We start from the raw sequence: 26,231 nt of genomic DNA on the forward strand, positions 1-26,231 counted from the left end.
GGTGCGAGGAGCTCGCACCGGTGCCGTGCCCGCCGCGGGTCAGCCCGGCAGGCCGAGGAGCGCGGTGCTGTCGGCCGCCGTGCCCGCCAGCTGCGGCGCCCAGCCGTCGTCGCCCTCGAGGTAGGTGCGCACCGTGAACCGGCCCTCCTCCCCGGCGGGCAGCTGCGGGCGGTCGGGGGTGACCTGCGCCCCCGGGCCCCGGTTGCGGTGCTCGGCGAAGCGCGCCTCGCGCCACGAGAAGCCGCTCATGTCCGTCCACGGGCTCGCCGCGATGTGGGCGCCGAGCCACGAGTCGCGGACCAGGACCTGCGCGACGGCCCGGGGGTCCCCGCTGGGGTGCCACGGCCGGCCCAGGTGCACGGTGCCCGCGGCCGCCCCGGAGGTGAAGCGGCACCGGTCGAAAAGATATCCGTGCGCGATGTCGAGGTCCTGGCTCCCGGCCGTGACGTAGCCGTTGTTGGTGGCGGAGCCGCGGTCGAGGGAGCGGATCTCGCAGTCCTCGAAGACGGCGGTGCCGCGGCCGAACACGAAGTCGACGTCGCCCTCGACCCAGCACCGGTCGAACCAGGACCTCGCGGCCACACCGCTCGCCGGCGAGTTGACCAGCAGGGTGTCCTGGTTGCCGAGGAAGCGCACCCCGGACAGCACCGCCCGGTCACCCGTCAGGTGCAGGGCCACGGCCTGGCGGTCCTTCATCTCCGGGTGCGCGGCCTCGTCGAAGTCGTTGGCGAACGTGAGGTTGCGCGCCACGAAGTCCGCGCCGTCCACCCGGGCGGACGCGCTGCCGGACGTGCCGAACGGCCCGCTACCGTCGGGCTTCACGGTGCCGGAGGCGTTGTCGTACACCAGCACCACGTCCTCGGGACGCTCGCCCGTCCCGACGAGCGAGATCCGGGGCTTGGCCGACGGCACGCGCAGGACCTCCCGGTACTCCCCGGGCTGGATCCGGACCACCGTCCGGCGGGCGCCGCCCGCCTCCGCCGCGTCCACGGCGGCCTGCACGGTGCGGAAGGGCTTCCCGGGGCCGACCTCGAGCACCACGGGGGTGTCCACGGGGCGCTCGCTCGGCCAGTACATCCGGGCCAGCGGGTCCGTCACGGCGTCGGGGGCCGGGAACCAGCCCGGCGGCACGATCCGCTTCGACCGCAGCTCGCGCGCCACCAGCCGGGCCACGGCCAGCGCGCCGAGGGCCTGGAAGTGGGTGTTGTCGGTGGAGCCCTGCGGGTACTGCGGGTGCTGCCCCGGGGGCAGGTGCAGGAAGTGGGACGTGGTCCCCTCCGGGCCGAGCCGCTGCCACAGCTCCTTGGACGAGGCCGTCAGGTCCACCAGGGGCGTGCCGGTGGCCGCGGCGAGCTCGCGCACCGCCTGCGGATAGGCGCCGTGGGTGTCCCGCGCTGCCCCGAAGGCGTCGAAGCGCCGCCGCTCCACGGGGGTGACCAGCACGGGCTGCGCCCCGCGCGCCGCGGCGCCGTCGAGGTAGCGGCGCAGGTACTCCTCGAAGGTCGAGCCCGGCAGGGTGCCGCGGGCCGGGTCCTCGACCTTCTCGTCGTTGTGGCCGAAGGAGATCAGCAGGTGGTCGCCGGGCTGGAGCATTCCCAGTGCCCGGTCCAGCAGCCCGGCGTCCGCGTAGCTCTTGGACGAGGCCCCGGACCAGGCGAGGTCGAGCACGCCGGCCTGGGGGCCCAGCAGCAGGGGCAGGGCCTGGCCCCACCCGGCGCGCGGTCGCTCGGAGTGCTGGTACGCGGACGAGGTCGAGTCCCCGACGACGACCAGCGCCGGCCGGGTGCGCCGCGCCCCGCCGCTGTTGCCGGCGGCCCCCGTCGTGGCGAGGGCCGGTGAGCCCGCCGCACCGGTCAGGGCGGCGGCGCCGGCGGCCACGGCGAACGCGGTCAGGACGGTGCGCCGGGTCGGCGCCCCGACGGGCCTCACCGGTCACCGCCGGTGCTCAGGACGGGACCCGCGGTGCGGGCGAGCAGCGCCGGCACGGCCTGGGGGGCGTGGACCTTCGTGCGCAGCACGGGCGTCCAGGAGGTGTCGTGGGTCAGCCGCTCGGCCTCCGGGACGGCGGCGTTGTACGCGGCCCGCACGTCGACCTTCCTGCCGTTCACGGTGTTGTCCACGGTGGCGATGGTCGTGCCCTTGTACCGGCCGATGATCTCCGCGGCGTCCGTGCCGGCGGGGAGGGTGAAGGCGTTGGCCTCCGCGTAGAGGTGCGACTCGATCCCCGCGCCCAGGGAGTACACGTAGGGGACGGAGCCGTCCTCGGGCACCACGTAGTGGTTGTTGTAGACGTCCACCTGGCCGTAGCGCACCCGCGGGGCCCGCTGCCCGACGTCCTCGAACACGTTGTGGTGCACGGTCACCCGCAGCCTGCCCGGGTCGCCCCGGTTGGTGGAGTCGGTGGAGCCGATGAGCATGAGCTTGTCGTGGTCGGTGAACCGGTTCCAGGACACGGTGACCAGGTCCGACCCGTTGGTCACGTCGAGCGCGCCGTCGTGCACCTGGTAGGGGGTGCCGAAGTAGGAGGGCTGCTCGCTGTCGAGGTTCGGGGCGTCGGTGAACTCCGAGTGGTCGATCCAGACGTGGGTGGCGCCGTTGATCACCTGGAGCAGGTCGTACTCGCTGTTCCAGGCCCCGGTGCTGCCGTCCCCCGGGTCCCAGGCCGGGAAGCAGTCCGAGGCGTCGGAGAGCGTGAGGTTGCGCAGGATCACGTTGTCGGCCCCGTTGATCCGCAGGGCGGCGCCGCGGATCTCGCTGTCGGCGCCCGCGCCGACGATCGTGGTGTTGCTCGGGATGTCCCACCGGATCGTCCGCGCCTGGTTCGTGGCCGCGGCGCGGCGGGCCGTCTCCTGCGCCCCGGCCGGGTCCCGGTCACGGCCCCACGTGGCCGGGTCGTAGGCCTCCAGGTACTGCTCCAGGGAGTACCCGGTGCCCGCCGCGTAGTCGTCGCAGCTCACCGGGGAGCCGTCCGGCGCGGTGTTGGCGTCGATCCGGCCGTGGACGCGGACGATCTTCGGACGCTCGCCCGCGGCCTCGAAGGCCGCCAGCAGCTCGGTGCGGTTCGTGACGTCGTAGACGTCGGCGGGCTCCGCGGCCGAGCCGCCGGTGGTGCCGGGGCCGAGGGCGGCCCATCCGTCGTTCTCCGGCAGGACCTGGCGCTCGAGCGGGGTGCGGGAGCTCTGGGCCGCGGGAGCGGCGAGGGGGCTGGGCGCGGCCGACGCAGGGGTCGCCGCGAGGAGCGCGGCCGTCACGGCCACGGCGGTGGGGATGGACAGGTGCGCAGTGCGTCTCCGCATGGTTCCTCTTCCGTCATCGGGGGGACGCCCTCGCCGAAGGTGGAGCGGGTGTGACGGGGGTCACGGGAGGGCGCTGAGCAGGACGGTATCAGAAAGCGCTTTCCCACGGAAGATGCGCAGGCGTTCGAACGGTGCCGCCCACCCCTCGTCGCCTCCCGCATCGCTCTCCTGTGCCCGAGGGGTCGCCATCTGCGAGAACGTGCTGCGCTGTGCATCGGAACGCGACCCGCCGTGTGCGCTGGGCGCGGAGGCGACCCCGCGGCGGAGTTCCGGTGGCGCGGGCGTCAGCGGGCCGAGCGGGATCGCTCGGCCGAGGCCACGAATTCCCGGGCCAGCTCCACCAGCTCCTGCGTGCGCTCGATCTGCGGCATGTGCCCGGTGTCCGGGAAGACGTGCAGCCGGGCCTCCGGCAGCGCCGCCGCCGCGGCCTCGGCGTGGTGGGCCGGCAGCACCGCGTCGGCGTCGCCCCACACCACGAGCACGGGCGGGCCCGCCGCCCGCACCTTCGCCAGCAGGGCCCGCCGCCAGCCGGGCAGCACGCCGATCACCGGCAGCCCGATGCTCCGGTAGGTGCCCAGGAACGTGGCCCGGAAGTCCGGCTGCGCGCCCACCCGGGCCGCATGCCGCAGCCGCTCCGGGGTGGCCAGGGACGGGTCGAAGAAGCAGCTCTGCTGGGACCGCACCGCGGCGGCCCGCGCCAGCGGCCGGAACCGGGGCCCCACCACGGGCAGCCGGGACAGCGCGGCCCACACCATGGGCAGGGCGGAGACATTGGCCTCCCGGCCGAACCCGGCGCTGTCGGCGAGCAGCAGACCCGCGACGCGCCCCGGGTGCTCGGCGGCCACGGTCATGGCCACGGCCCCGCCCAGAGAGTTGCCCATGAGGTGCACGGGCCGCTCCTCGCCGAGCGCGTCGAGCACGCCGACCACCGCGCGGGCGAACGCCCCGAGCCCCGGCCGCTCGGTGCCGGCGGGGGTGAGCCCGAAACCGGGCAGGTCCATGCTCAGCACCCGGTGGTCCTCGGCCAGCAGCTCGTGGACGGCCGACCAGTCCTCCAGGCTCCGGCCGATGCCGTGCAGCAGCACGACCGGCGGGGCCTGCGCCGGCCCCGAGCGGCGGATGCGCACGGGCCGGCCGGCGACCTCCACCGTCGTCGTCGTGGCCTCCGGAACGGGGGAGCGGCGGACGGGGGACTGCGGGGCGGGGGTGCCGACGGTGGGGCGCGGGGTGTGCCGGTCGGTCATGCGCGGGTCTCCTGCGGGCGGGCACCGCGGCGGGACGCGGTGCGGGGGACGAGGTCGAGGCTGCGGGACAGCGGGGTGCGCAGGGTGGTCGCGGAGTCCAGCAGGTAGTTCTGCCGAACCCGCCACGGGTGCCGGTCGCCCTGGCGCGGGAAGGCCCCGATCGCGCGCTGCACGTAGCCGGAGGTGAGGTCCAGGAGCGGCTGCTCGGTCATGCCCCGGGGCGCGCGCGGCACCACGGCACCGGCGTGCCGGCGCCGCAGGTGCCGGAGCACCTTGCACACCAGCCGGTGGGTGAGGTCGGCGCGCAGGGTCCAGGACGCGTTGGTGTAGCCGATGCACAGCGCGAAGTTCGGCACGCCGGTGAGCATCGCCCCGTTCCACACGAACTGCTCGGACAGCTCCACCGGCGTCCCGTCCACGGTCAGGGCGATCCCGCCGAACGGCAGCAGCCGCAGGCCCGTGGCGGTCACCACGAGATCGGCCTCGAGCACCCGCCCGCCGCTCAGCCGGACACCTTCGGGCACGAACGTGTCGATCGTGTCCGTGACGACCTCCGCCCGCCCCTTCTTCAGCGCCCGGAACAGGTCCGCGTCCGGCACCGCGCACAGCCGCTGGTCCCACGGGTCGTAGGACGGGGTGAAGTGCTCGGCCACGAGGTCCTCGGAGCCGAGGAGGCGCGCGGCCCGGGAGGTGAAGAACGCGCGGGCCGCCGTCGGGCGCCGGCGGCAGAACTGGTACACGGCCGTGCTGAACAGGATGTTCTTGGTCCGGATGAGCCGGTGGGCGAGCCCCGCGGGCAGGAACCGCCGCAGCGCGTCGGCCCGCCTGTCCCGCCCCGGCACGGCGCTGATCCAGGTGGGGGAGCGCTGCAGCATCGTCACGCCCGCGGCGTCCCGGGCCATGGCCGGCACCAGGGTCACCGCGGTGGCGCCGCTGCCGATGACCAGCACGCGCCGGCCGGTCCAGTCCAGGTCCTCGGGCCAGAACTGCGGGTGCACCACCCGGCCCCCGAACTCCGCCAGGCCGGGCAGCGCGGCGTCGTGGCCGCGGTCGTAGTCGTAGTAGCCGGCGCACGAGTACAGGAACGAACACGTCATGGCGCTCTCGTGGACCGCGCCGTCCGCGTCCCGGACCTCGAGGCCCAGGAGCCAGCGCTGCTCGGCGCCGGACCAGTCGGCCGAGACCACCTTGGTGCGGAGGCGCACGTGCCGGTCGAGGCCGAACTCCTCCGCCGTCTCGTGCAGGTAGGCGAGGATCGACGGGCCGTCGGCGAGCGCCTGCGCGGCCCGCCACGGCTTGAAGGAGTAGCCGAGCGTGAACATGTCGGAGTCGGAGCGCACCCCCGGGTAGCGGAACAGGTCCCAGGTCCCACCCAGTTCGTCCCGGGCCTCGAGCACGGCGAAGGACAGCCCGGGGCACTCGGTCTGCAGGCGGTACGCCGCACCGATGCCGGACAGACCGGCCCCGACGACGACGACGTCCCGGTGGTCGGTCCCCCCGGGGCAATCGCCGGAGAAGGCACCGGCGAACTCTCCGCGGGGCCGGTCGGGGGGCCCGCCCGGTCGCTCGCGGGGGGATCCGGCGGGGGTGCCGCCGGGCGTCCCGGGAGACGGCCGGCCGGCGGTGGACGGTGCTCGCATGGTTCCAGGATCGTCCGGGACGCCCGGGAAGACTTGACGCTGCGCGACGATTGCTTGACCCTGGGCGACATGACGGTCATCCGGTCCGCGGGTCTGCGCGGTTTCCGTGCCGCGGTGGCGGAGCTCGGCGGCGACGCCGAGGCCCTGGCCGACGCCGCCGGGCTGCCCCGGGCGGCCCTGGACACCGACGACCTGCTGGTCCCGGAGCGGGCCGTGGGGCGGGTGCTGGAGGGCGCCGCCCGGGAGCTGGGCTGCCCCGACCTCGGGCTGCGGGTCGCGGCCCGGCAGGACCCGGGCGTGCTCGGCCCTCTCGCACTGGCGGCCCGCCACTCCGAGACGGTGCGCGACGCCCTCGAGTGCACCTCCCGCTACCTGTTCGTGCACGCCCCCTCCCTCGAGCTGGCGCTGGTGCCGGACCCCTACGGTGCCCGCGGGGTGACGGCGGTGCGCTACGGCGGCTCCGCCGCGGCCGCCCGGGACCCCGGGCGCGGCAGCCCGCAGGGCACCGACCTGGGCCTGGGCCTGCTGCACCGGGCCCTGACGTCCCTGGTGGGCGGTCGCTACGGGCTGCGCACGGTCGAACTGGACCACCGCCCCGCCGCACCACTGCGGGCCTACGAGGAGTTCTTCGGTGCGCCCGTGCGCACCGGCCGCCCCGAGGTCCTGCTGCGGATCCCCACGAGCACGCTCGCCCGCCCGCTGCACGGGGACGCCGGGGTCCGGCAGGTGGCGCTCGCCTTCCTCGACACCCAGCTCCCCGGGGCCGGCTCCGCCTGGGCGCCCCGGGTCCGGGGCGTGCTGGTGCAGCTGCTCGGCACCGCTGCCCCGGAGATCGAGGCGGTGGCCCGGGAGCTGGACCTGCACCCCCGCACCCTGCAGCGCCGGCTCGCGGAGGAGGGCACCAGCTTCGGCGCCGTCCTCGACGAGACCCGGCGCGGCGCCGCCCTGCGCTGGCTCACCACCACCGACGTCCCGCTCGGTCAGATCGCCGGGCTGGTGGGGCTCTCGGAGTCCTCGGCCCTCACCCGGTGCGCCCGCCGCTGGTGGGGCGCGCCGCCGCGGGACGTCCGCCGCCGGGGCGTCCCGGCCGGCTGACGATGTCGCCGCGCGTCAACTTCCTGTCGCGGCGGGTCAAGCGGGGGCGACCGCCCGCCCGCACACTGGACAGCAGGCCCCGATCCACGACCCCGCCCGACCCCAGGAGCAGCCCGTGTCCCCGTCCGCCCCCTTCCGTTTCGTCGGCGCCACCGCGGTGCTCACCGGCGCCGCCTCCGGCATCGGCGAGCACCTGGCCCACGGCCTCGCCGCCCGCGGCACCGGCCTGGTGCTCCTCGACCGGGACGGGGCCCGGCTCGAGGCCGTCGCCGGGGCGATCCGCGCCGGGCACCCGGAGCTGCCGGTGCGCACGGTCGTGGCCGACCTCGCCGAGCTGTCCGCGCTGCCGGGCGTGGCCGGGCGGATCCGGGCGGAGCACCCGCGGATCGACCTGCTGGTCAACAACGCGGGCGTAGGTCTGGGCGGGTCCTTCGAACAGGTCTCGGCCGCGGAGTTCGACTGGCTCATGGACGTCAACTTCCGGGCGCCCGTGGTGCTCACCCGGGAGCTGCTGCCCGCCCTGCTCGCCGCCCCCGGCAGCCACCTGGTCAACCTCTCCAGCCTGTTCGGTCTCATCGCCCCGCCCGGCCAGGTGGCCTACTCCGCGAGCAAGTACGCCCTGCGCGGGTTCACCGAGGGCCTGCGCCACGAGCTGGCCGGGCGGGTGGGGGTCACCGTGGTCCACCCGGGCGGGGTCCGGACGAGGATCGCCGAGACCGCCCGCACCCCGGCCGGGGTGCCCGAGGAGCGGGCACGGAAGGACCGGGAGGACTTCGCGGCGCTGCTGAGCTATCCCGCGGAGCGGGCTGCCGCCGACATCCTGGGGGCGGTGGAGCGGCGGCGGACCCGGCTGCTCGTGGCTCCCAGTGCCGTGCTGCCGGACCTCGTGGCACGGCTCCTGCCCGGCTCCTACTGGCCGGTCCTGCGGTGGGCGCCACGAGTGCTGCGGCGCCTTCCCGGACGGCGGCGCCGGGCCTAGGCTGGGCGCATGACCAGCACGCTGTCCGCCGTCGTCGTCGACTGCCGCGACCCGGAGACCCTCTCCCGCTTCTGGTGCGCCGCCCTGGGCTACGTCGTCCACGGGCAGGCCGAGGGCTTCGTGGGCATCGCCCCCGCCGGGGGCAGCGGCCCGCACCTCGACTTCGTGCTCGTCCCCGAGCCCCGCACGGCCAAGAACCGGCTGCACCTCGACCTGCGCGCCGCCGACGGCGGTCGGACCGCCGAGGTCGCCCGCCTGGAGTCCCTCGGGGCCCGCCGCGTGGACGTGGGCCAGGGGCCCGAGGTGACCTGGGTGGTGCTGGCCGACCCGGAGGGCAACGAGTTCTGCGTGCTCTCCGACCTCGAGCAGGACTGAGCCGGCGGGCTCAGCCGGCCACACCGTCCACGTAGTACCACCGGCCGCCCTCGCGCCGGAACCGGGAGTTCTCCCGCTGGGCCCCGCGGGCCCCGTCCGGCCCGCGCCAGAAGGCGGTGAAGTCCACCCACCCCTCGTCGTCGAAGGGGCCGCCGCCCGTGGCGCCGTGGACGGCGAGCCGGGTCCAGCGCAGCGCGGGGTCCAGGTCCACGAACCCCGGGCGCGTGCTGGGGTGCCACGTGCCCAGCAGGTGCGCCGCGTCCCCCGCGGCGAAGGCGCTGAACCGCGAGCGCATGAGCAGCTCGGCCGTGGGGGCCGCGCGGCCGCCGTGGAAGCGGCCGCAGCACGCGCCGTAGGTCTCCCCGGTGCCGCAGGGGCAGCGGGCGCCGTCGTCGATCATGCCATCCAGCCCTCGACCACGCCCTTGCCGAAGAACACCACGAAGGCCGCCGCCACGACGTACATCAGCGGGTGGACCTCCCTGCCGCGGCCCTGCACGAGCCGGATGAAGACGTAGGAGACGAAGCCCGCGCCGATGCCGTCGGCGATCGAGTAGGTGAACGGCATGACGGCGAACGTGAGGAAGGACGGCACGGACAGGCCCCAGTCGTCCCACTCGATGCGGACCACCTGCTTGGCCATGAGGAAGCCCACCACCACCATGGCCGGGGCCACGGCCTCGAACGGCACCACGTTGACCAGCGGGGTGATGAACATGGCCAGGAGGAACAGCACGCCGGTGACCACGTTGGCCAGACCGGTGCGGGCACCGTCGGCGATGCCGGTGGAGGACTCCACGAAGATCTGGTTGGAGGACACGGAGCCGGCGCCGCCGGCGATCGCCCCGGCGGCGTCCACGAGCAGGATCTTGTCCACGTTCTGGATCTGCCCGTTGCGGCCCACGAGCCCGGCCTGCTGGGAGAGCCCGACCATCGTGCCCATCGCGTCGAAGAAGATCGAGAGCAGGATCGTGAAGATCAGCAGCGCCGCGGCGAGGGCACCCAGGCTCCGGAACGCCTCGAGCGGGGCGGCCGAGCCCACGAGGGAGAGATCGGGCAGCGCCACGAACGAGGTGGGGGCCGCAGGCACCACGAGCGACCAGCCGGTGGGGGCGTCCACGGAGGAGCCGGACGGGACGACCGCCTCGAGCACGTGGGCGAGGAGCGTGGTGGCGACCACGGCGATCAGGATCGCGCCGCGGACGTTGCGCACGATGAGGGCCACGGTCAGGAGCAGGCCGACCACGAACGTCAGCATGGGCCAGCCCAGCAGCGTCCCGCCGTCGCCGAGCTGCACGGGCACGGTGGTGCCGGCCGCGTCCGGGATGCGGCGCACGAAGCCGGAGTTCACGAACCCGATCAGGGCGATGAACAGGCCGATGCCCACCACGATGGCGGTCTTCAGGGACGCCGGCACGGCGTTGAACACGGCGGTGCGGAAGCCGGTGAGCACCAGGACGAACATGATCAGGCCCGCCCACACGACCAGGCCCATCACCTGCGGCCAGGTGAGCTCCGGGGTGGTGACGATCGTCACGGCGAGGAACGCGTTGACGCCCAGCCCCGTGGCGATCGCGAAGGGCGCGCGGGCCACGACGCCCATGAGGATGGTCAGCACCCCGGCGACGAGCGCCGTCACGGCCGCGACGCGCTCACCGCCCAGGACGTTGCCGGCGCCGTCCGGGCCGTAGCCGAGGATCAGCGGGTTGAGCACCACGATGTAGCTCATCGCGATGAACGTCGCCACACCGCCGCGCACCTCGCTCGTCACCGAGGAGCCGCGCTCGCTGATCTTGAAGAAGCGGTCCAGGCCGTTGCGCGGCGGACCGGAGGGGGTCTCGGTGGAGACGGAAGCGGAGGATGCCATGGTGGTCCTTCAGGCACTCGACGGGAGGGAGCACGACTCCACGAGGAGCGCTCCCGGGTTGACGGCGGCACCGGCGTGCCACCGGGACGACACTACCTCCCTGCGTCCGGGCGCGTCCGGGCCCGGACGGGCCGGGGGCCGGGGTCGAGCGGGGCTCACGCTCGGCGTCCTTGCACAGATCGGTCCCCGTGTCCACCCCTGTGTCCTGTCACGTCGGTTCATGGCGGTTTGTGACGACCGGCGTGACTGTCCTGCGGGACCCGCGAACAATCGATGGCATGACACAGACGACGCGCGCGCCCCGCGCTGCCCGGAAGCCGAAGCCCGAGGGGCAGTGGAAGGTCGACGGCCGGGATCCCCTGAACCCGAACGAGGTCTTCAAGCAGGCCGACGACGGGCTCAACGTGCGCGCCCGGATCGAGGAGGTCTACTCGAAGCACGGCTTCGCCTCGATCGATCCGCAGGACCTGCACGGACGCTTCCGCTGGTGGGGGCTCTACACCCAGCGCCGGCCGGGCATCGACGGCGGGCGGACGGGCTCGCTGTCCGACGCCGAGATCGAGGACGAGTACTTCATGATGCGCGTCCGGCTCGACGGCGGGGCCCTCACCCGCGAGCAGCTGCGGGTGCTCGGGCAGATCTCCGCGGACTTCGCGCGGGACTCGGCCGACATCACGGATCGGCAGAACATCCAGTACCACTGGATCCGCGTGGAGGACGTCCCGGAGATCTGGCGCCGGCTCGAGGACGCGGGCCTGGACACGGTCGAGGCCTGCGGGGACGTGCCGCGCGTGATCCTGGGCTCCCCGCTCGCCGGGATCGCCGAGGACGAGATCATCGACCCCACCCCGGTGATCGAGCGGATCAAGTCCACCTGGATCGGCTCCCCGGAGTTCTCCAACCTGCCGCGCAAGTACAAGACCGCGATCACCGGCCACCCGTCCCTGGACGTGGTGCACGAGATCAACGACTGCGCGTTCGTGGGCGTGGTCCACCCCGAGCTCGGCCCCGGCTACGACCTGTGGGTCGGTGGTGCGCTGTCCGTGGTGCCGTTCCTCGGCAAGCGCCTCGGCGCCTTCGTGACGGAGGAGCAGGCCCCCGAGGTGTGGAAGGGCGTCACCAGCATCTTCCGCGACTACGGCTACCGGCGGCTGCGCAACCGCGCCCGGCTGAAGTTCCTGGTCCAGGACTGGGGGCCGGAGAAGTTCCGGCAGGTGCTCCAGGACGAGTACCTCGGCTACGAGCTCCCGGACGGTCCCGCGCCGGCGAAGGCGGCCGTCCCGGGCGACCACATCGGCGTGCACCGGCAGAAGGACGGACGCTTCTACATCGGGGTGGCCCCGCGCGTGGGCCGCGTCTCCGGGGCGAAGCTGCTGGCCCTCGCCGAGGTGATGGCGAAGTACGGCTCCGACCGGCTGCGCACCACCCCGCACCAGAAGCTCGTGCTCCTGGACGTCGAGGAGGCCGACGTCGAGGACGTCGTCGCCGACCTCGCCGCCCTGGACCTGCAGGCGAGGCCCTCCGCGTTCCGCCGCTCGACCGTGGCGTGCACCGGCATCGAGTACTGCAAGCTCGCGATCGTCGAGACGAAGCAGACCGCCTCGGACACCATCGACGAGCTCGAGCGGCGGCTCGAGGGCGTGGAGCTGCCGCACCCCATCTCGATGCACGTCAACGGGTGCCCGAACTCGTGCGCCCGCATCCAGACCGCGGACATCGGGCTCAAGGGCCAGCTTCTGCCCACCGAGGACGGCGGGCAGAAGCCCGGCTACCAGGTGCACCTGGGCGGCGGGCTCGCCGCCGACGACCGCGCCGAGGCCGGCCTGGGCCGGACCGTGCGCGGGCTGAAGGTGTTCCAGGACGACCTCGCCGACTACGTCGAGGGACTGGTCCGGCGCTTCCTGGCCCAGCGCACCGGCGACGAGAGCTTCGCCGAGTGGACCCACCGCGTCGAGGAGAGTGAACTCGCATGACCAGCACCGGAACGGACGCCCGTCCCGCCCTGCGCGACGAGCAGCGGCTGCGCGACCTCGCGGCCGCCGGCGCCGCCGCGCTGCACGCCGAGCTCGACGCCGAGGGCCGGGTCCCGGCCGCGGGGGAGGCCTCCACGGAGGAGGCGATCCGCTGGGTCGCCGAGAACTTCGACCTGCGCAACGTCACCGTGGCCTGCTCCATGGCCGACGCGGTGCTCCCGGCCCTGGTCGCCGAGCAGCTGCCCGGCGTGGACGTGCTCTTCCTCGAGACGGGCTACCACTTCCCGGAGACCATCGGCACCCGGGACGCGGTGGCGCACATGCTCGACATCACCGTGGTCGACGCCCTCCCGGAGCTGACCGTGGCCGAGCAGGACGAGAAGCACGGCAAGGACCTCTTCGCCCGCGACCCCGGCCTGTGCTGCGCGATCCGCAAGGTGGCCCCGCTGAAGAAGTCCCTCGAGGGCTACGAGGTGTGGTTCACCGGCGTGCGCCGCGACGAGTCCTGGACCCGCACCAACGCGCCGATGGTGACCTTCGACGAGACCCACAAGCTCGTCAAGGTCAACCCCATGGTGCGCTGGACCCTCGACGACCTCGTCGAGTGGTCGCAGGACCACGGCGTGCCGACGAACCCGCTGATGGGGGAGGGCTACCTCTCCATCGGCTGCGCGCCCTGCACCCGCCCCACCGCCCCGGGCGAGGACCCGCGCGCGGGCCGCTGGGCCGGCCAGGACAAGATCGAGTGCGGGATCCACCTGTGAGCGCACCCACGACGACGGAGACGAACGTGACCACCCCGACCACCGCCCCGGCCCCTGCGCAGGCCGGCGTGCACAGCAGCCTCGACGCGCTCGAGGCCGAGTCCATCCACATCCTGCGCGAGGTCGTGGCGGAGTTCGACCGCCCGGCCATGCTGTTCTCCGGTGGGAAGGACTCGGTGGTCATGCTGCACCTGGCCGCCAAGGCCTTCTGGCCCGGGCGGATCCCCTTCCCCGTGCTGCACGTGGACACCGGCCACAACTTCCCGGAGGTCCTCGGCTTCCGGGACCGCACCGTGGAGCGGCTGGGCCTGCGCCTGGTCGTGGCGAGCGTGCAGGACTACCTCGACGACGGCCGGCTGCTCGAGCGCGCCGACGGCACCCGCAACCCGCTGCAGACCCTGCCGCTGCTGGACGCCATCGCGGAGCACCGGTTCGACGCCGTGTTCGGCGGCGGCCGCCGCGACGAGGACAAGGCCCGCGCCAAGGAGCGGATCCTGTCGCTGCGCGACGAGTTCGGCCAGTGGGACCCCCGCAACCAGCGCCCGGAGCTGTGGAACCTCTACAACGGCCGGCACACCCCCGGCCAGCACGTGCGGGCCTTCCCCATCAGCAACTGGACCGAGCTGGACATCTGGCGCTACATCGAGCGCGAGAACATCGAGCTGCCGCCGATCTACTACGCCCACGAGCGGGACGTCTTCCGCCGGGACGGGATGTGGATGGCCGTGGGCGAGTTCTCGGCGCCGACCGGGGCCGAGGCCGTGGAGCGGCAGACGGTGCGCTACCGCACCGTGGGCGACATGTCCTGCACCGGCGCCGTGCTCTCCGGAGCGCGGACCGTGGCCGACGTGGTGGCCGAGGTCGCCGTGTCCACGCTCACCGAGCGCGGGGCCACCCGCGCGGACGACAGGATCTCCGAGGCCGCCATGGAGGACCGCAAGAAGGACGGGTACTTCTAGACATGACTTCCCCCAGCACCGTAACCGGGCCCGCCCCCGCGGCCGCGCACGTCCCCACGATCGACCCCGGGTCGCTGTTCCGCTTCGCGACCGCCGGCTCCGTCGACGACGGCAAGTCCACCCTGGTGGGCCGGCTGCTCCACGACGCGAAGGCGATCCTCGCCGACCAGCTCGAGGCCGTGGGCCGCACCTCCGCCGAGCGCGGCTTCGGCGGCGGCACAGGCCGGCTCGACCTCGCCCTGCTCACCGACGGCCTGCGCGCCGAGCGGGAGCAGGGGATCACGATCGACGTGGCCTACCGCTACTTCGCCACGGACCGCCGCTCCTTCGTCCTGGCGGACTGCCCCGGCCACGTGCAGTACACCAAGAACACCGTCACGGGCGCCTCGACGGCCGACGCCGTCGTGGTGCTCGTGGACGCCCGGCACGGCGTGGTCGAGCAGACCCGCCGGCACCTGGCCGTCGTCTCCCTGCTGCGCGTGCCGCACGTGGTGGTCGCCGTGAACAAGATCGACCTCGTCGACTACTCCCAGGAGGTCTTCGACCGGGTCGCGGCGGACGCCACCACCATCGCCGCCCGGCTGGGGGTCGAGGACGTGCACGTGGTGCCCGTCTCCGCCCTCGAGGGCGACAACGTGGTGGATTCCTCCCCGCGGACCCCCTGGTACTCCGGGCGGCCGCTGCTGCGGGTGCTCGAGGAGCTGCCCACGGTGGACGAGTCCGGCCGCGGCACCGCCCGCCCCTTCCGCTTCCCCGTCCAGTACGTCATCCGCCCGCAGGGCGGCACGGCGCCGGGCTCGGACGCCGAGCAGCTGCGGGACTACCGCGGCTACGCGGGCCAGATCGCCTCGGGCACCGTCGCGGTCGGGGACGAGGTCGTGGTCCTGCCCGCGGGCCGGCGCACCACGGTCACCGGCATCGACGTGGCGGGCACCGCGCCCGCCCCCGGGGCGCCACTGCCCGGCGAGCAGCTGACGGAGGCCGCGGCCCCGCTGTCCGTGACCCTGCGGCTGGCCGACGACATCGACATCGCCCGCGGCGACCTCGTCGCGAGCGCCGACGACGAGCTGCCCGAGCCCGTCCAGGACCTCGTCGCCTCGGTGGCGTGGCTGGGGGAGCGGCCCCTGCAGCCCCGGGCCCGCGTGCTCGTCAAGCACGGCGCCGCCACGGTCCAGGCCATGGTCGTCGAGCTCGAGGGGCGGCTGGACCTGGAGGAGCTCGTGCTGCGGGACGCGGCGACCCTCGAGCTCAACGACATCGGCCGGGTCCGGCTCCGGCTCGCCTCCCCGCTGCCGGTCGACCCCTACGACCGGCTGCGGCGCACCGGCGCCTTCCTGGTCGTCGACCCGGCCACGGGCAACACGCTCGCCGCCGGGCTCGTGCGGGACGCCTGAGGTGGACCGGCAGCACCCACCGGCCCTCACCACGGTGACGGCCGGCGACGGGGGCCGCGCCGCCTCGGGCCGCCGCCGCCGGGGGTGGCCGCTGGTGCTGACCGCGCTGGCGCTCCTGGCCGCCCTGACGGTCGCCGCCACCGTGCTGCGCGAGAACGGGACGCTCGCGGCCTGGGAGGCCGGTGCGGTGGAGACCTCGGACGCCGCCGAGCTGCGGCTGGGCTACTTCGGCAACCTCACGCACGGCCCCGCCCTCGTCGGACTGGAGAACGACTACTTCGCCCGGGAGCTGGGGGACACGGCGCTGTCCGCGCAGGTCTTCAACAGCGGCCCCACGGCGGTGGAGGCCATGAACGCCGGGTCGATCGACGCCGCCTTCGTGGGCCCCAACCCGGCGATCAACTCCTTCGTCCGCTCCCAGGGCCGCTCGCTCGCGGTCGTCGCGGGCGCCGCCTCCGGCGGGGCCCAGTTCGTGGTGCGTCCGGACGTCGCGGGCCCGGAGGACCTCGCCGGGCACACCGTGGCGAGCCCGGAGTTCGGCGGCACCCAGGACGTGGCCCTGCGCACCTGGCTCGCCGAGCAGGACTACGACGTGGACGGCGAGGGCGAGCGTGCCGTGGCGATCACGCCCATGGCCAACGGCCAGACCATCTCCATGCTCCTGCAGGGCCGCGTGGACGGCGCCTGGCTGCCCCAGCCCTGGGCCACCCGTGCCGTCCAGGACGGCGCCCGGGTCCTCGTGGACGAGCGGGAGCTCTGGCCGGACGGGCGCTATCCCACGACCGTCCTGGTGGTGCGCAAGGACTATCTCGAGCGCCACCCCGGGACCGTCGAGGAGCTGGTGCGCGGTCTGCAGCGGTCCGTCGACTGGCTGCACGAGCACGAGGCGGAGCCCGACCTGCTGGCCTCCACCCTGAACCGGGGCCTGGAGCGTGCGCAGACCGAGACGCTGCCCGAAGAGACGGTCGCGGGCGCCCTCGAGGCCATCGAGTGGACCACCGACCCCCTCGCGGACACCTACCCGCAGCTGCTCGCCGACGGCGTGGCGGCGGGGACCACGGACGAGGCCCCGCTCGAGGGGCTCGTGGACGCCACGGTCCTCGACCGCGTCCGCGCCGGCACGGAGGAGGGCGCATGAGCACCACGGCCGGCACCGCCATCCGCCTCCGGGGCCTCGGCAAGAGCTTCGCCCCCGAGGACGGCCCCGTGCTGCAGGACGTGGACCTCGACGTGGAGCGCGGGCAGTTCGTCGCGCTGCTCGGGGCCTCCGGCTGCGGGAAGTCCACCCTGCTGAACATCGTCGCGGGTCTCGAGGAGCCGACGGAGGGCTCCGTGACGGTCCCCGCGGAGGGCGCGGCCCTGATGTTCCAGGACGCCGCGCTGTTCCCGTGGCTCACGGCGCGGCGCAACGTGGAGCTGGCCCTGGAGCTGCGCGGGGTCCCCGCGGCCCGGCGGCGGGGGCAGGCCGGGGAGCTGCTCGAGCTGGTCCGGCTGCCGCACGCCGCGGACAAGCGCCCGCACGAGCTCTCCGGGGGGATGCGCCAGCGCGTGGCCCTGGCCCGGGCCCTGGCCCAGGAGCGGGAGGTCCTGCTCATGGACGAGCCGTTCTCCGCGCTCGACGCCATCACCCGGGACCTGCTGCACGAGGAGCTGCTGCGGGTCTGGCGCACCACCGGCCGGACGATCGTGTTCATCACGCACAACGTCGCCGAGGCCGTGCGGCTGGGCCAGCGGGTGCTGCTGATGTCCTCCCGCCCCGGACAGGTGGTCCAGGAGTGGGACACCCGGCCGTGGAAGGACCCCGAGTCCTACGGCTTCGAGGGCAGCGCGCAGTCGCTCGACGACACCCTCGGCGAGCTGACCCGCACCATCACCGCACGTCTGCGTGAGGAGATCAGCCGCCATGCGAAATGACACCGCCCTGCCCGACGTCCCGGCCGCGCCGCCCGTGGCCCCCGTGCCCCCCGCACCCCGCCGCGGCGGGGATCGGGCGGCCCCCGCGCCGTCCCCCGACCGGCCCGGGGTCCCGACGGGGACCGGTGAGGAGCTCGCCGGGCTCGACGCGCTGCAGACCGAGCGCACCCGCAAGACCTCGGCCGGCGAGGTGCTGCGCACCAAGGTGGCCCCGCCCCTGGTCGCCCTGGTGGCCGGTCTGCTGCTGTGGCAGCTGCTCGTCGCGCTCCTCGGCCCCCGGCCGGACGTCATGCCCGGCCCGCTGGACGTCGCGCGGCAGTTCGGCGCCCTGGCCGGCGACGGCACCGTGCTGGGCGCCCTGGGCACGAGCCTGTGGCGGGGGATCAGCGGCTTCCTGGTGGCGGCGGCGGTCGCCACGCCGCTGGGACTGCTCATCGCCCAGTGGCGCGGGCTGCGCGACGCCGTGGGCCCGATCATCTCCGGGCTGCAGGTGCTGCCCTCGATCGCGTGGGTGCCCGCCGCGATCATCTGGTTCGGCCTCTCCGACGCCACGGTGTACTTCGTGGTGCTCATGGGCGCCATCCCCTCGATCATCAACGGCATGCTCGCGGGCGTGGACCAGATCCCGCCGCAGCTGCGCCGCGCCGGTCACGTGCTCGGCGCCCGGGGATGGACCATGGCCAGCAAGGTCGTGCTCCCCGCGGCCCTGCCCGGATACCTCGCCGGGCTCAAGCAGGGCTGGGCCTTCTCCTGGCGCTCGCTCATGGGCGCCGAGCTCATCGCGATCGGCGGCTCGATCGGCTTCGGCCTCGGCTCCCTGCTGGAGCAGGGCCGGACGGTCTCCAACATGGCGGTGGTGATGGTCGCCGTCCTGTCGATCCTCGCCGTCGGCATCCTCGTGGAGCTGCTGTTCTTCAACCCGGTGGAACGGCGCCTGCTGCGGGGGCGGGGGCTGCTCGGCCACCGGCCGTGAGCCCTCTCACCCAGGCGATTCTGCGAGAACTTCACTACCCTTGGACCCGGTCTACGATGCGCGCGGTGCACGCCGTGCGCGCAATCGAAAGGAACTCAGTGGCTGACACCACCACCCGCCCCCTGCGCGTCGCCGTCGTCGGCGCCGGCCCGGCCGGCATCTACGCCGCGGACATGCTCACCAAGTCCGAGCCCGTGACGAGCGGGGAGCTCGAGGTCAGCATCGACCTGTTCGACCGCTACCCGACCCCGTTCGGCCTCATCCGCTACGGCGTGGCCCCCGACCACCCGCGCATCAAGGGCATCATCACCGCGCTGCGCGCCATCCTGGGCCGCGGTGACATCCGTTTCTTCGGCAACGTGGAGTTCGGCCGGGACCTGACCCTCGCCGACTTCGGCGCCCACTACGACGCCGTGATCTTCGCCACCGGCGCCGTCTACGACGCCCCCCTGAACATCCCCGGCAACGACCTCAAGGGCGTGCACGGGGCCGCCGAGTTCGTGGCGTGGTACGACGGCCACCCCGACTTCCCGCGCACCTGGCCGCTCGAGGCCCGCGAGATCGCGGTCATCGGCAACGGCAACGTGGCCCTGGACGTCGCCCGCGTGCTGTCCAAGCACGCCGACGACATGCTCGTCACCGAGATCCCCGGCAACGTCTACCAGGGGCTCAAGGCGTCCCCGGTCACGGACGTGCACATCTTCGGCCGCCGCGGCCCCGCCCAGGTGAAGTTCACCCCCCTCGAGCTGCGCGAGCTCGCCAAGTCGCGGGACGTCGACATCGTCGTCTACGACGAGGACTTCGACTACGACGAGGGCTCCGAGCGGGCGATCGCCGAGAACAACCAGGTCAAGGTGATGGTCAAGACCCTCGAGAAGTGGCGGGCCGACGACTCCCCGAGGACCGCCTCCCGCCGGCTGCACCTGCACTTCCTGCAGAGCCCCCGCGAGGTGCTCGGCGAGGACGGCCAGGTCACGGGTCTGCGGATGGAGCGGACCCGGCTCAACGGCGACGGCTCCGTGTCCGGGACCGGCGAGCACGTCGACTACTCCGTGCAGGCCGTCTACCACGCGGTGGGCTACCTGGGCTCCCGGCTGCCCGAGCTGCCGTTCGACGACGGCCGCGGCGTGATCCCCAACGTGGAGGGCCGGGTCCTGGCCGAGGACGGCACCGTGCTGCACGGCCTCTACGCGACCGGGTGGATCAAGCGCGGCCCCGTGGGGCTGATCGGCGCCACCAAGTCCGACGCCCTCGAGACGGTCACCCACCTCCTGGAGGACCGCCCGGTGCTGCCCGGTGCCACCCGTCCCGACCCCGAGTCCGTCAACGACGTGCTCGAGGCCCGCGGCGTGGAGTACACCACCTGGGAGGGCTGGCTGGCCCTCGACGAGTACGAGCAGGGCCTCGGGCAGTCCTCCCACGACGCCGAGGGCAACCCGCGCGAGCGCGTCAAGGTGGTCGAGCGCGAGGAGATGGTCAGCGTCTCCCGCGAGGGCGTGACGGAGCCGGTCTCCTCGCCCGTCTGATCCGCGGCGCCCCGCCGCCGTGCCTCCCGTCGAGGGGCCGCGTCCTGCCGGGCGCGGCCCCTCGCGCCGTGCGCCGCCACCCCGGGCGGATCCACCGCGGGGGACCCGGCGCCGCCGGAGCTCGCGGGGGCCTACACGCCCAGCAGCCCGCGAACGTGGTCGTTGAGGAACACCCCGTCCGGGTCCACCGACTCCCGGACGTCGAGGAAGTCCTGGAACCGCGGGTACACCGAGTGCAGGTGCTCCGCCTGCTGCGTGTGCACGGTGCCCCAGTGCGGGCGGCCGCCGTGGGCCACGAAGATCTCCTCGGCCGCGGCGAAGACCTTGGGGTCGTAGCGGCGCCAGTACTGCCGCAGCGCGATCCAGCCGGTCTCCCGGCCGTGGGCGGGGGAGAGCCAGGCGTCCTCGGCCGCGGAGCAGCGCACGTCCACCGGCAGCGAGAAGGAGTAGTCGCGGCGCTCGATGAGCGTCTGCAGCTCCCGGAAGGCCACCACGAGCTCCTCGACGGGCAGCGCGTACTCGGCGGAGACGAACCGGACCCGTCGCGGCACGGTGAACACCCGGAACGAGAGGTCGCTGTACTGCCGCGGGCTGTTGGTGAGGGCGTCGAGGCGGTTGAGTCCCGGGGTGGAGCGCGGCAGGGCGGTGGACAGCTGGTTCAGCCCCGCGGTGAGGGTGTTGCGCAGCAGGGCGTCGTCGAGCCGGCGCACGGTGCGGGCCACGGGGGAGCCGGGCCGCGTGTAGGAGTCCGGGAGCTTGTGCAGGCGGGTCAGGATCCGGGTCTGGGCGGTGGCGGTGCCCGGCGTCCAGAAGAACTCGAAGTGGTCCGCCCCGGCCATCCGGCTCGCCAGGGTGTCCACGAGCTGTCCGAGGGGCTCCTTGAGCTCCGACGCGTGCAGCCGGAACGTCGGCTCGCACGCCAGGGTGACGCTCGCCACGACTCCCACCGCGCCCAGTCCTACGCGCGCGGCCTGGAAGAGAGCGGGGTGCTGCTCGGCGGAGCACTCCACCAGCTCGCCGCCGGCCGTGACCAGGCTCAGGGCCACCACCTGCTGGGAGAGGGAGCCGAAGGCCAGGCCGGTCCCGTGCGTGCCGGTCGACACGGCGCCGGCGACGGTCTGCCAGTCGCTGTCCGGCAGGTTGGTCACGGCCAGCCCGTGGGCGTCCAGCTCCTGGTTCAGGTCGCGGATCGTGGTGCCCCCCAGGACCGTGACCCGCTGGTTCTCCCGGTCCACGGCCGGGACCCCGGAGAGCCCGGAGAGGTCGAGCAGCACGTCGGGGGCCAGGGGCAGCGCCGAGAAGCTGCACCCGGAGCCCACCGCGCGCACGCCCAGCCCGCGGCGCACGGCGGCGGCGACACCGTCCGCGAGCTCCGGGACCGATGTGGGGCGCAGCACGTGCCGGGGGGTGACGGAGTGCGTCCTGCCCCACGTGGCCCACTCTCTCGTCCCGGTCTCACCGGGCAGGGCGTCGGGCAACGAGACCTCGCTCATCGGCGGGACCGTCCTTCCTCGCAGGCAGGTGCACAGTGCCCGCTCATCATGTCATCCCGCAGGGCGCTCCGGCGCCCCGTGGCACCCCGCTCCGGCGCCCGGCCGCGCGTACCATCGGAGGCGGGACCCGCGGCAGCGCGCGGAGCGCCGAGGACCGAGGACGCGCACAGGAGGCAGCACCATGACCGACCACCCGTCCCCGGACCGGGAGCCCGAGGAGCCGCAGGGAAGCACGCTGGGCGAGGAGGCGGTGCGCCGCCGGATCCCCTCGGGCGGCGGGCGGAGCCGCTCGCTCGACGCCGCCGGGGAGGTCGTCGTGGGCGTCGACGGCTCCGAGCAGAGCCTCGGGGCCCTGCGCTGGGCCGCCCGCGAGGCGCGCCGCCGCGGCCGCCCGGTCCGGCTGGTCACCGCGTACAGCCTGCCCGTCTTCTCCGGTTCGGGGTTCGACACCGGCTACGCCACCGTGGACGAGGCCGCCCTCACCCAGGGCGTCGAGGAGCTGCTCAACCACGCGGCGGACCAGGTCCGGGACGCGGGGGTCGAGCTGCGGGCGACCGTCGAGACCGGGGACCCCTCCGGGGCCCTCCTCGAGCTGAGCCGCACCGCGGAGCTGATGGTCCTGGGCTCCCGCGGCCGGGGCGGCCTGCTGGGCCGGCTGCTCGGCACGGTCTCCACGGCCGTGCCCGCGCACTCGAAGTGCCCCACGGGCGTGGTGCCCCTGCCCTGGGCGCAGGAGCACCTGGGCCCGGAGGAGCTCACGAGCCCCCGCCCCCTCGTGGACCGCGTGGTCGTCGGCTCGGACGGCTCCTCCCAGGCCCGGGCCGCGATGCTCTACGCCGCGGAGGAGGCGCGCCTGCTCGGCGTCCCGCTGACGGTGCTGTGCGCGCTGCCGCCGGTGAGCGGGGCGCTCGCGTGGATGCCCACGGCGGTGGACTTCGAGGTGATGTACGAGGACGTCGCGCGGTCGCTGAACGGCGGGGTCGCCTGGCTCGAGAGCTGGTTCCCGGACCTGGAGATCGGCTCGGAGCTCGCGGACGGGGCGCCGGTGCAGGTGCTGGTCGAGCAGACCCGGCGCAACGGCCTGGTGGTGATGGGCACGCGCGGCCGCGGCGGCTTCGCCGGGATGCTCCTGGGCTCCACGTCGCAGGGCGTGCTGCACAACGCGGCCGGGCCCGTGCTGATCGTCCCGGACCGCTACGACGAGCGGATCGAGACCCGCAAGGACTTCGACTCCGACGACGTCCGCCCCTGGGACGTCTGAGCGGGCCGGCTCAGCCCCAGCCCAGTTCGTGCAGGCGCTCGTCGTCGATGCCGAAGTGGTGGGCGATCTCGTGGATGACGGTCACCGTGATCTCCTCCACGAGCTCCTCGCGCTCCGCGCACATGCGCTGCAGCGGGCCCCGGTAGACGAAGATCCGGTCCGGCAGGGACCCGGCGCCCCACCCGCCGTCCCGTGCGGTGAGGGGAACGCCCTCGTAGAGGCCGAGCAGCCCGGGGGAGTGCTCCGGCGGCTCCTCCTCGACCAGGATCACCACGTTGTCCATCGCGCGGAACAGCGGGTCCGGGATCAGGTCGATGGCGTCGTCGACGGCGCCGTCGAACTCCTCGCGGGTCATCTCGATCATCCTCCCATTCCTACCGCACGAGCCCCGGCGGCGGCCGGGTCCCGAGGGGCCGGGCCGGAATTGTGCTGGATCCGCGCGAGCCTCTAAGCTGTACTCGGTTTCTCCCGTGTGACGGTCCTCGGCCGCCGAGGTCGTGGTCGTCGATGCGGGCGTTCTGGCCCCCATCGTCTAGCGGCCTAGGACACCGCCCTTTCACGGCGGCGGCACGGGTTCGAATCCCGTTGGGGGTACGCGATCGGAGGGTCTCCCGCCGATTTGCACAACCGCCGAGGAATGCTGGTAAGATCAGTCCTCGTTGGAAACAGCAAGGCCCTGTAGCGCAGTTGGTTAGCGTGCCGCCCTGTCACGGCGGAGGTCGCGGGTTCAAGTCCCGTCAGGGTCGCTCAGACGGCGTTCATCGATGCGATGCGGCGCCGTCGCGGCATATCCGCCGTGGATGTGCCGGGGCTCTGTAGCTCAGTTGGTAGAGCGTACGACTGAAAATCGTAAGGTCACCGGATCGACGCCGGTCGGAGCCACCGCGGAAGCCGCCGGTCCCCTCGTGGGGCCGGCGGTTTCTTCGTGCCCGGGACGTGCTGCCCGCTGCCAGCGGACACCGAGGTTCGCTCCCTACCCTGGGAGCCGTGACCCGGAATCCCCGTCGACCGAGCCCCCGCGGGGCGGCAGCGGCCGCACTGACCGCTCTGTGCCTGCTGGGGCTCGCGGGCTGCGGCGCCGGTCACCAGTCCTCCGGGCTCGTGCTCGAGCCGTCGGCGGGCGCGAACTCCCCGGCGCCCTCCGGGTCCTCCCCGGAGCCGGGGACCTGCTTCGACGTGGCCAGCGCCTACACCGCGCTGACCCTCGTGCCGCTGTCCGGCGAGAAGCCGGACCCCCACTTCCGCCCGCAGGGGGCGGCAGCTTCCGTGCGGGAGCTCGCCCCGCGGCTGCCCGCCGAGCTGCGCCCCGCGTTCGACGACGCCGTGGCCGCCCTGGATGCCGCGGGCCCGTCCGTGCAGCCCGCCGAGCTGGCCGAGCTGCAGCGGACCCTGGCGCCGGTCGGCGACTGGCTGCGCCGGGCGTGCGCGGAGCCCACCCCCTCGAGATGATCAGCCGCCTGCCTGGACTGGAGGGCAGGTCGCCCGGCCGGGACGGCCCCGACGGGAGGAGCCGAGATGACCGAGCACCGATGCGCGCAGGAACCGGGGCACGGACCGGTCGAGGACCAGCACGAGGACGGCGTGGTCGGCGAACCCGGCGCGGAGCTCGACCGGGACCTGGAGCAGCAGGGAACGGACCCTGAGCGGCCCGGCGGCGAGCAGCCGTGACCGGGCCCCGGTCCCGTCCGGGCCGCCCCGGCGCCGCCCGCCGCGCACCGGGGCCGGCAGGAGGCCTCAGGGGGTCGGACGCCACCACACGGCGCGCTCGGGCCGCAGGGCGCCGTCCTGCACGGCGTCCCGGCGGCTGAGCAGGAGCGGCTCTCCCGCCGGCAGGGGCGCAGGGGCGCCGCCCAGGTTCGCCGCCACGATCACCTGCTCCCCGGAGCCGGTGGTGTTCACGAAGGAGAGCAGGCCCGTCGCGGCGTCGTGGCTCGGGTGCCACGCGAAGGCGCCACGACCGAGCCCGAGCTCCCGGCGCAGCCGCAGCGCCGTGCGGTACAGCGTGTGCGTGGAGTCGGGGACCCCCACCTGCCGGTCCGCCGCGAGCCGCGCGAACTCCTCGGGCTGCGGCAGCCAGGGGTCGGGGCCGAAGCCGTGGCCGGGCTCGCCCGCCGCCCAGGGCAGCGGGACGCGGCAGCCGTCGCGGCCGATCTCCTCGCCTCCGGTCCGGGCGAACGCCGGGTCCTGGCGCAGCTCGGCGGGCAGGCGCGTGTGGTCGGGCAGGCCCAGCTCGTCCCCCTGGTACAGGTAGGCGGAGCCGGGCAGGGCGAGCTCCACCAGCGCGGCGGCGCGGCCGCGGGCGAGGCCCTGCTCGTGGTCCGGCTGCTCGCCGTCCGCGTCGATCCCCTTGGGATAGGCGATGGGGTCCGTGAGGCCGAAGCGGGAGACGTGCCGGACGGTGTCGTGGTTGGACAGCACCCAGGTGGTGGGGGCGCCGACTGCCGCCGCCTCCCGGAGCGAGTCCTCGATGGCCCGGGACAGCCGGGCCCAGTCCCACCCGGCCACCAGGAAGTCGAAGTTGAACGCCTGGTGCATCTCGTCGGAGCGGACGTACATCGCCAGCCGGTGCGCCGGCTCCACCCAGGCCTCGGCCACCATCATCCGGTCGCCCTCGTACTCGGCGAGCACCCGGTGCCAGTCGCGGTAGACCTCGTGCACGCCGTCCTGGTCGAAGTAGGGGCTGCCGGTGCTCAGCGGGGTGTCCGGGGCGTCGTGCTCCCGCGCGTCGTGCTCGCCCTCGACCATGCGCACCCGGTGGTCCCAGTCCGGCAGCCCCTCGGCCTTGACGAGGCCGTGGGCCACGTCCACGCGGAACCCGTCCGCGCCCCGGTCCAGCCAGAAGCGCAGGACGGAGCGGAACTCCTCCCACACCTCCGGGTTCTCCCAGTCGAGGTCCGGCTGGGTGCTGTCGAACAGGTGCAGGTACCACTGCCCGTCCGGCAGCCGGGTCCACGCCTCGCCGCCGAACACGGAGCGCCAGTTGTTCGGCGGCAGCTCGCCGTGCTCGCCCCGGCCGTCCCGGAACAGGTACCGGTCCCGCTCGGGGCTGCCCGGCCCGGCGGCGACGGCCGCCCGGAACCACTCGTGCTCGCTCGAGGTGTGGTTGGGCACGAGGTCCACGATCAGCCGCATGCCCAGCTCCGCCATCCGGGCGCGCATCCGGTCGAAGTCCTCGAGGGTGCCGAAGCGGGGGTCGATGTCCCGGTAGTCGGAGACGTCGTAGCCGGCGTCGTGCTGAGGCGAGACGTAGAACGGGGACAACCACAGGGCGTCCACACCGAGGTCCGCCAGGTAGTCCAGCCGGTCGACGATGCCGGGGATGTCGCCCATGCCGTCACCGTTGCCGTCGTTGAAGGAGCGCGGATAGATCTGGTAGATCACCGCGGAGCGCCACCACGGGCCGTCCTCGGGCGTGGGGGACTGGCGGACCTGCTGCGTCATGGGCTGTTCCTCGGGCTCGTCCTGGGGGTCTGCGGTGC

Annotated in this window: 23 protein-coding genes and 3 tRNA genes; 17 read left to right on the forward strand and 9 right to left on the reverse strand. The window is 74.3% G+C overall.

Annotation, left to right across the window (positions count from 1 at the left end):
* Positions 1-39 precede the first annotated feature (39 nt).
* From ACFU0Y_RS02310 to ACFU0Y_RS02325, 4 genes are all read right to left on the reverse strand, one after another.
* Entirely contained in the window at positions 40-1,929 is a 1,890-nt protein-coding gene (locus ACFU0Y_RS02310; protein ID WP_380212831.1) for a pectinesterase family protein, read from the reverse strand.
* Positions 1,926-3,296: a polysaccharide lyase family 1 protein gene (locus ACFU0Y_RS02315; RefSeq protein ID WP_380212832.1), complete on the reverse strand. Its 1,371-nt coding sequence runs from the start codon at positions 3,294-3,296 to the stop codon at positions 1,926-1,928. Before ACFU0Y_RS02315 ends, ACFU0Y_RS02310 begins: the two co-directional genes overlap by 4 nt.
* A 284-nt stretch (positions 3,297-3,580) precedes the next feature.
* Positions 3,581-4,540 (reverse strand): alpha/beta fold hydrolase, encoded by a 960-nt coding sequence (locus tag ACFU0Y_RS02320; protein WP_380212833.1) that lies wholly within the window; start codon positions 4,538-4,540, stop codon positions 3,581-3,583.
* Positions 4,537-6,180 carry a flavin-containing monooxygenase gene (locus ACFU0Y_RS02325; RefSeq protein WP_380212834.1) on the reverse strand — a complete coding sequence of 548 codons (1,644 nt, stop codon included), beginning with the start codon at positions 6,178-6,180 and terminating at the stop codon, positions 4,537-4,539. The genes ACFU0Y_RS02320 and ACFU0Y_RS02325 overlap by 4 nt, the downstream gene beginning before the upstream one ends.
* A gap of 69 nt (positions 6,181-6,249) precedes the next feature.
* Here ACFU0Y_RS02325 and ACFU0Y_RS02330 point away from each other — a divergent pair, with 69 nt between their 5' ends.
* The 3 genes from ACFU0Y_RS02330 (at position 6,250) to ACFU0Y_RS02340 (ending at position 8,629) form a co-directional block, all read left to right on the forward strand.
* Positions 6,250-7,275 carry an AraC family transcriptional regulator gene (locus tag ACFU0Y_RS02330; protein ID WP_380212835.1) on the forward strand — a complete coding sequence of 342 codons (1,026 nt, stop codon included), beginning with the start codon at positions 6,250-6,252 and terminating at the stop codon, positions 7,273-7,275.
* A 115-nt stretch (positions 7,276-7,390) separates the two neighbouring features.
* On the forward strand, positions 7,391-8,254 hold the full coding sequence (locus tag ACFU0Y_RS02335) for an SDR family NAD(P)-dependent oxidoreductase (protein ID WP_380212836.1): 864 nt from the start codon (positions 7,391-7,393) through the stop codon (positions 8,252-8,254).
* 9 nt (positions 8,255-8,263) lie between these two features.
* Positions 8,264-8,629: a VOC family protein gene (locus ACFU0Y_RS02340; RefSeq protein ID WP_380212837.1), complete on the forward strand. Its 366-nt coding sequence runs from the start codon at positions 8,264-8,266 to the stop codon at positions 8,627-8,629.
* A 10-nt stretch (positions 8,630-8,639) separates the two neighbouring features.
* Here the strand turns inward: ACFU0Y_RS02340 and ACFU0Y_RS02345 are convergent, their stop codons facing one another.
* Positions 8,640-9,029, reverse strand: a complete 390-nt coding sequence (locus tag ACFU0Y_RS02345; protein ID WP_380212838.1) for a YchJ family protein — start codon at positions 9,027-9,029, stop codon at positions 8,640-8,642.
* Positions 9,026-10,495, reverse strand: coding sequence for an NCS2 family permease (locus tag ACFU0Y_RS02350; RefSeq protein ID WP_380212839.1), 1,470 nt, complete (start codon positions 10,493-10,495; stop codon positions 9,026-9,028). Before ACFU0Y_RS02350 ends, ACFU0Y_RS02345 begins: the two co-directional genes overlap by 4 nt.
* A 278-nt stretch (positions 10,496-10,773) precedes the next feature.
* Between ACFU0Y_RS02350 and ACFU0Y_RS02355 the strand changes: the two genes are divergently transcribed.
* From ACFU0Y_RS02355 to ACFU0Y_RS02390, 8 genes are read left to right on the forward strand one after another with little or no spacing between them, the layout of a single operon-like run.
* The gene (locus ACFU0Y_RS02355) at positions 10,774-12,468 is read left to right on the forward strand and encodes a nitrite/sulfite reductase (protein ID WP_380212840.1); all 1,695 of its coding nucleotides are present in this window, start codon (positions 10,774-10,776) and stop codon (positions 12,466-12,468) included.
* On the forward strand, positions 12,465-13,232 hold the full coding sequence (locus ACFU0Y_RS02360; RefSeq protein WP_380212841.1) for a phosphoadenylyl-sulfate reductase: 768 nt from the start codon (positions 12,465-12,467) through the stop codon (positions 13,230-13,232). Before ACFU0Y_RS02355 ends, ACFU0Y_RS02360 begins: the two co-directional genes overlap by 4 nt.
* A gap of 26 nt (positions 13,233-13,258) precedes the next feature.
* Complete coding sequence (cysD, locus tag ACFU0Y_RS02365) at positions 13,259-14,191, forward strand: sulfate adenylyltransferase subunit CysD (RefSeq protein ID WP_380212842.1); 933 nt, start codon at positions 13,259-13,261, stop codon at positions 14,189-14,191.
* A gap of 2 nt (positions 14,192-14,193) precedes the next feature.
* On the forward strand, positions 14,194-15,585 hold the full coding sequence (locus tag ACFU0Y_RS02370) for a sulfate adenylyltransferase subunit 1 (RefSeq protein WP_380212843.1): 1,392 nt from the start codon (positions 14,194-14,196) through the stop codon (positions 15,583-15,585).
* A gap of 1 nt (position 15,586) precedes the next feature.
* Positions 15,587-16,723 (forward strand): ABC transporter substrate-binding protein, encoded by a 1,137-nt coding sequence (locus ACFU0Y_RS02375; RefSeq protein WP_380212844.1) that lies wholly within the window; start codon positions 15,587-15,589, stop codon positions 16,721-16,723.
* The gene (locus tag ACFU0Y_RS02380) at positions 16,720-17,499 is read left to right on the forward strand and encodes an ABC transporter ATP-binding protein (RefSeq protein ID WP_380212845.1); all 780 of its coding nucleotides are present in this window, start codon (positions 16,720-16,722) and stop codon (positions 17,497-17,499) included. Before ACFU0Y_RS02375 ends, ACFU0Y_RS02380 begins: the two co-directional genes overlap by 4 nt.
* Complete coding sequence (locus ACFU0Y_RS02385) at positions 17,489-18,472, forward strand: ABC transporter permease (RefSeq protein WP_380212846.1); 984 nt, start codon at positions 17,489-17,491, stop codon at positions 18,470-18,472. Before ACFU0Y_RS02380 ends, ACFU0Y_RS02385 begins: the two co-directional genes overlap by 11 nt.
* A gap of 56 nt (positions 18,473-18,528) precedes the next feature.
* Entirely contained in the window at positions 18,529-19,998 is a 1,470-nt protein-coding gene (locus ACFU0Y_RS02390; RefSeq protein WP_380212847.1) for an FAD-dependent oxidoreductase, read from the forward strand.
* A gap of 131 nt (positions 19,999-20,129) precedes the next feature.
* Here ACFU0Y_RS02390 and ACFU0Y_RS02395 read toward each other — a convergent pair whose 3' ends face one another.
* Entirely contained in the window at positions 20,130-21,491 is a 1,362-nt protein-coding gene (locus tag ACFU0Y_RS02395; protein WP_380212848.1) for a D-arabinono-1,4-lactone oxidase, read from the reverse strand.
* Positions 21,492-21,672: 181 nt separating this feature from the next.
* Between ACFU0Y_RS02395 and ACFU0Y_RS02400 the strand changes: the two genes are divergently transcribed.
* Positions 21,673-22,752: a universal stress protein gene (locus ACFU0Y_RS02400; RefSeq protein ID WP_380212849.1), complete on the forward strand. Its 1,080-nt coding sequence runs from the start codon at positions 21,673-21,675 to the stop codon at positions 22,750-22,752.
* Positions 22,753-22,762: 10 nt separating this feature from the next.
* Here the strand turns inward: ACFU0Y_RS02400 and ACFU0Y_RS02405 are convergent, their stop codons facing one another.
* Positions 22,763-23,116 carry a metallopeptidase family protein gene (locus ACFU0Y_RS02405; RefSeq protein ID WP_380212850.1) on the reverse strand — a complete coding sequence of 118 codons (354 nt, stop codon included), beginning with the start codon at positions 23,114-23,116 and terminating at the stop codon, positions 22,763-22,765.
* Between the two features lie 157 nt (positions 23,117-23,273).
* Here ACFU0Y_RS02405 and ACFU0Y_RS02410 point away from each other — a divergent pair.
* The 5 genes from ACFU0Y_RS02410 to ACFU0Y_RS02430 all read left to right on the forward strand — a co-directional run bounded on the left by ACFU0Y_RS02410 (position 23,274) and on the right by ACFU0Y_RS02430 (position 24,420).
* Positions 23,274-23,346: transfer RNA gene (locus ACFU0Y_RS02410), tRNA-Glu, on the forward strand.
* 78 nt (positions 23,347-23,424) lie between these two features.
* Positions 23,425-23,498, forward strand: a tRNA-Asp gene (locus ACFU0Y_RS02415).
* A 63-nt stretch (positions 23,499-23,561) separates the two neighbouring features.
* Positions 23,562-23,634: transfer RNA gene (locus tag ACFU0Y_RS02420), tRNA-Phe, on the forward strand.
* A 105-nt stretch (positions 23,635-23,739) separates the two neighbouring features.
* Positions 23,740-24,201 carry a hypothetical protein gene (locus tag ACFU0Y_RS02425; protein ID WP_380212851.1) on the forward strand — a complete coding sequence of 154 codons (462 nt, stop codon included), beginning with the start codon at positions 23,740-23,742 and terminating at the stop codon, positions 24,199-24,201.
* Positions 24,202-24,267: 66 nt separating this feature from the next.
* Positions 24,268-24,420, forward strand: coding sequence for a hypothetical protein (locus tag ACFU0Y_RS02430; RefSeq protein WP_380212852.1), 153 nt, complete (start codon positions 24,268-24,270; stop codon positions 24,418-24,420).
* Between the two features lie 66 nt (positions 24,421-24,486).
* On the opposite strand, the gene ACFU0Y_RS02435 is transcribed toward ACFU0Y_RS02430, so the two are convergent.
* Complete coding sequence (locus ACFU0Y_RS02435; RefSeq protein WP_380212853.1) at positions 24,487-26,193, reverse strand: alpha-amylase family glycosyl hydrolase; 1,707 nt, start codon at positions 26,191-26,193, stop codon at positions 24,487-24,489.
* Between the last annotated feature and the right edge of the window lie 38 nt (positions 26,194-26,231).

Source organism: Kocuria sp. NPDC057446 (assembly GCF_042802875.1).
Classification (GTDB): domain Bacteria; phylum Actinomycetota; class Actinomycetes; order Actinomycetales; family Micrococcaceae; genus Kocuria.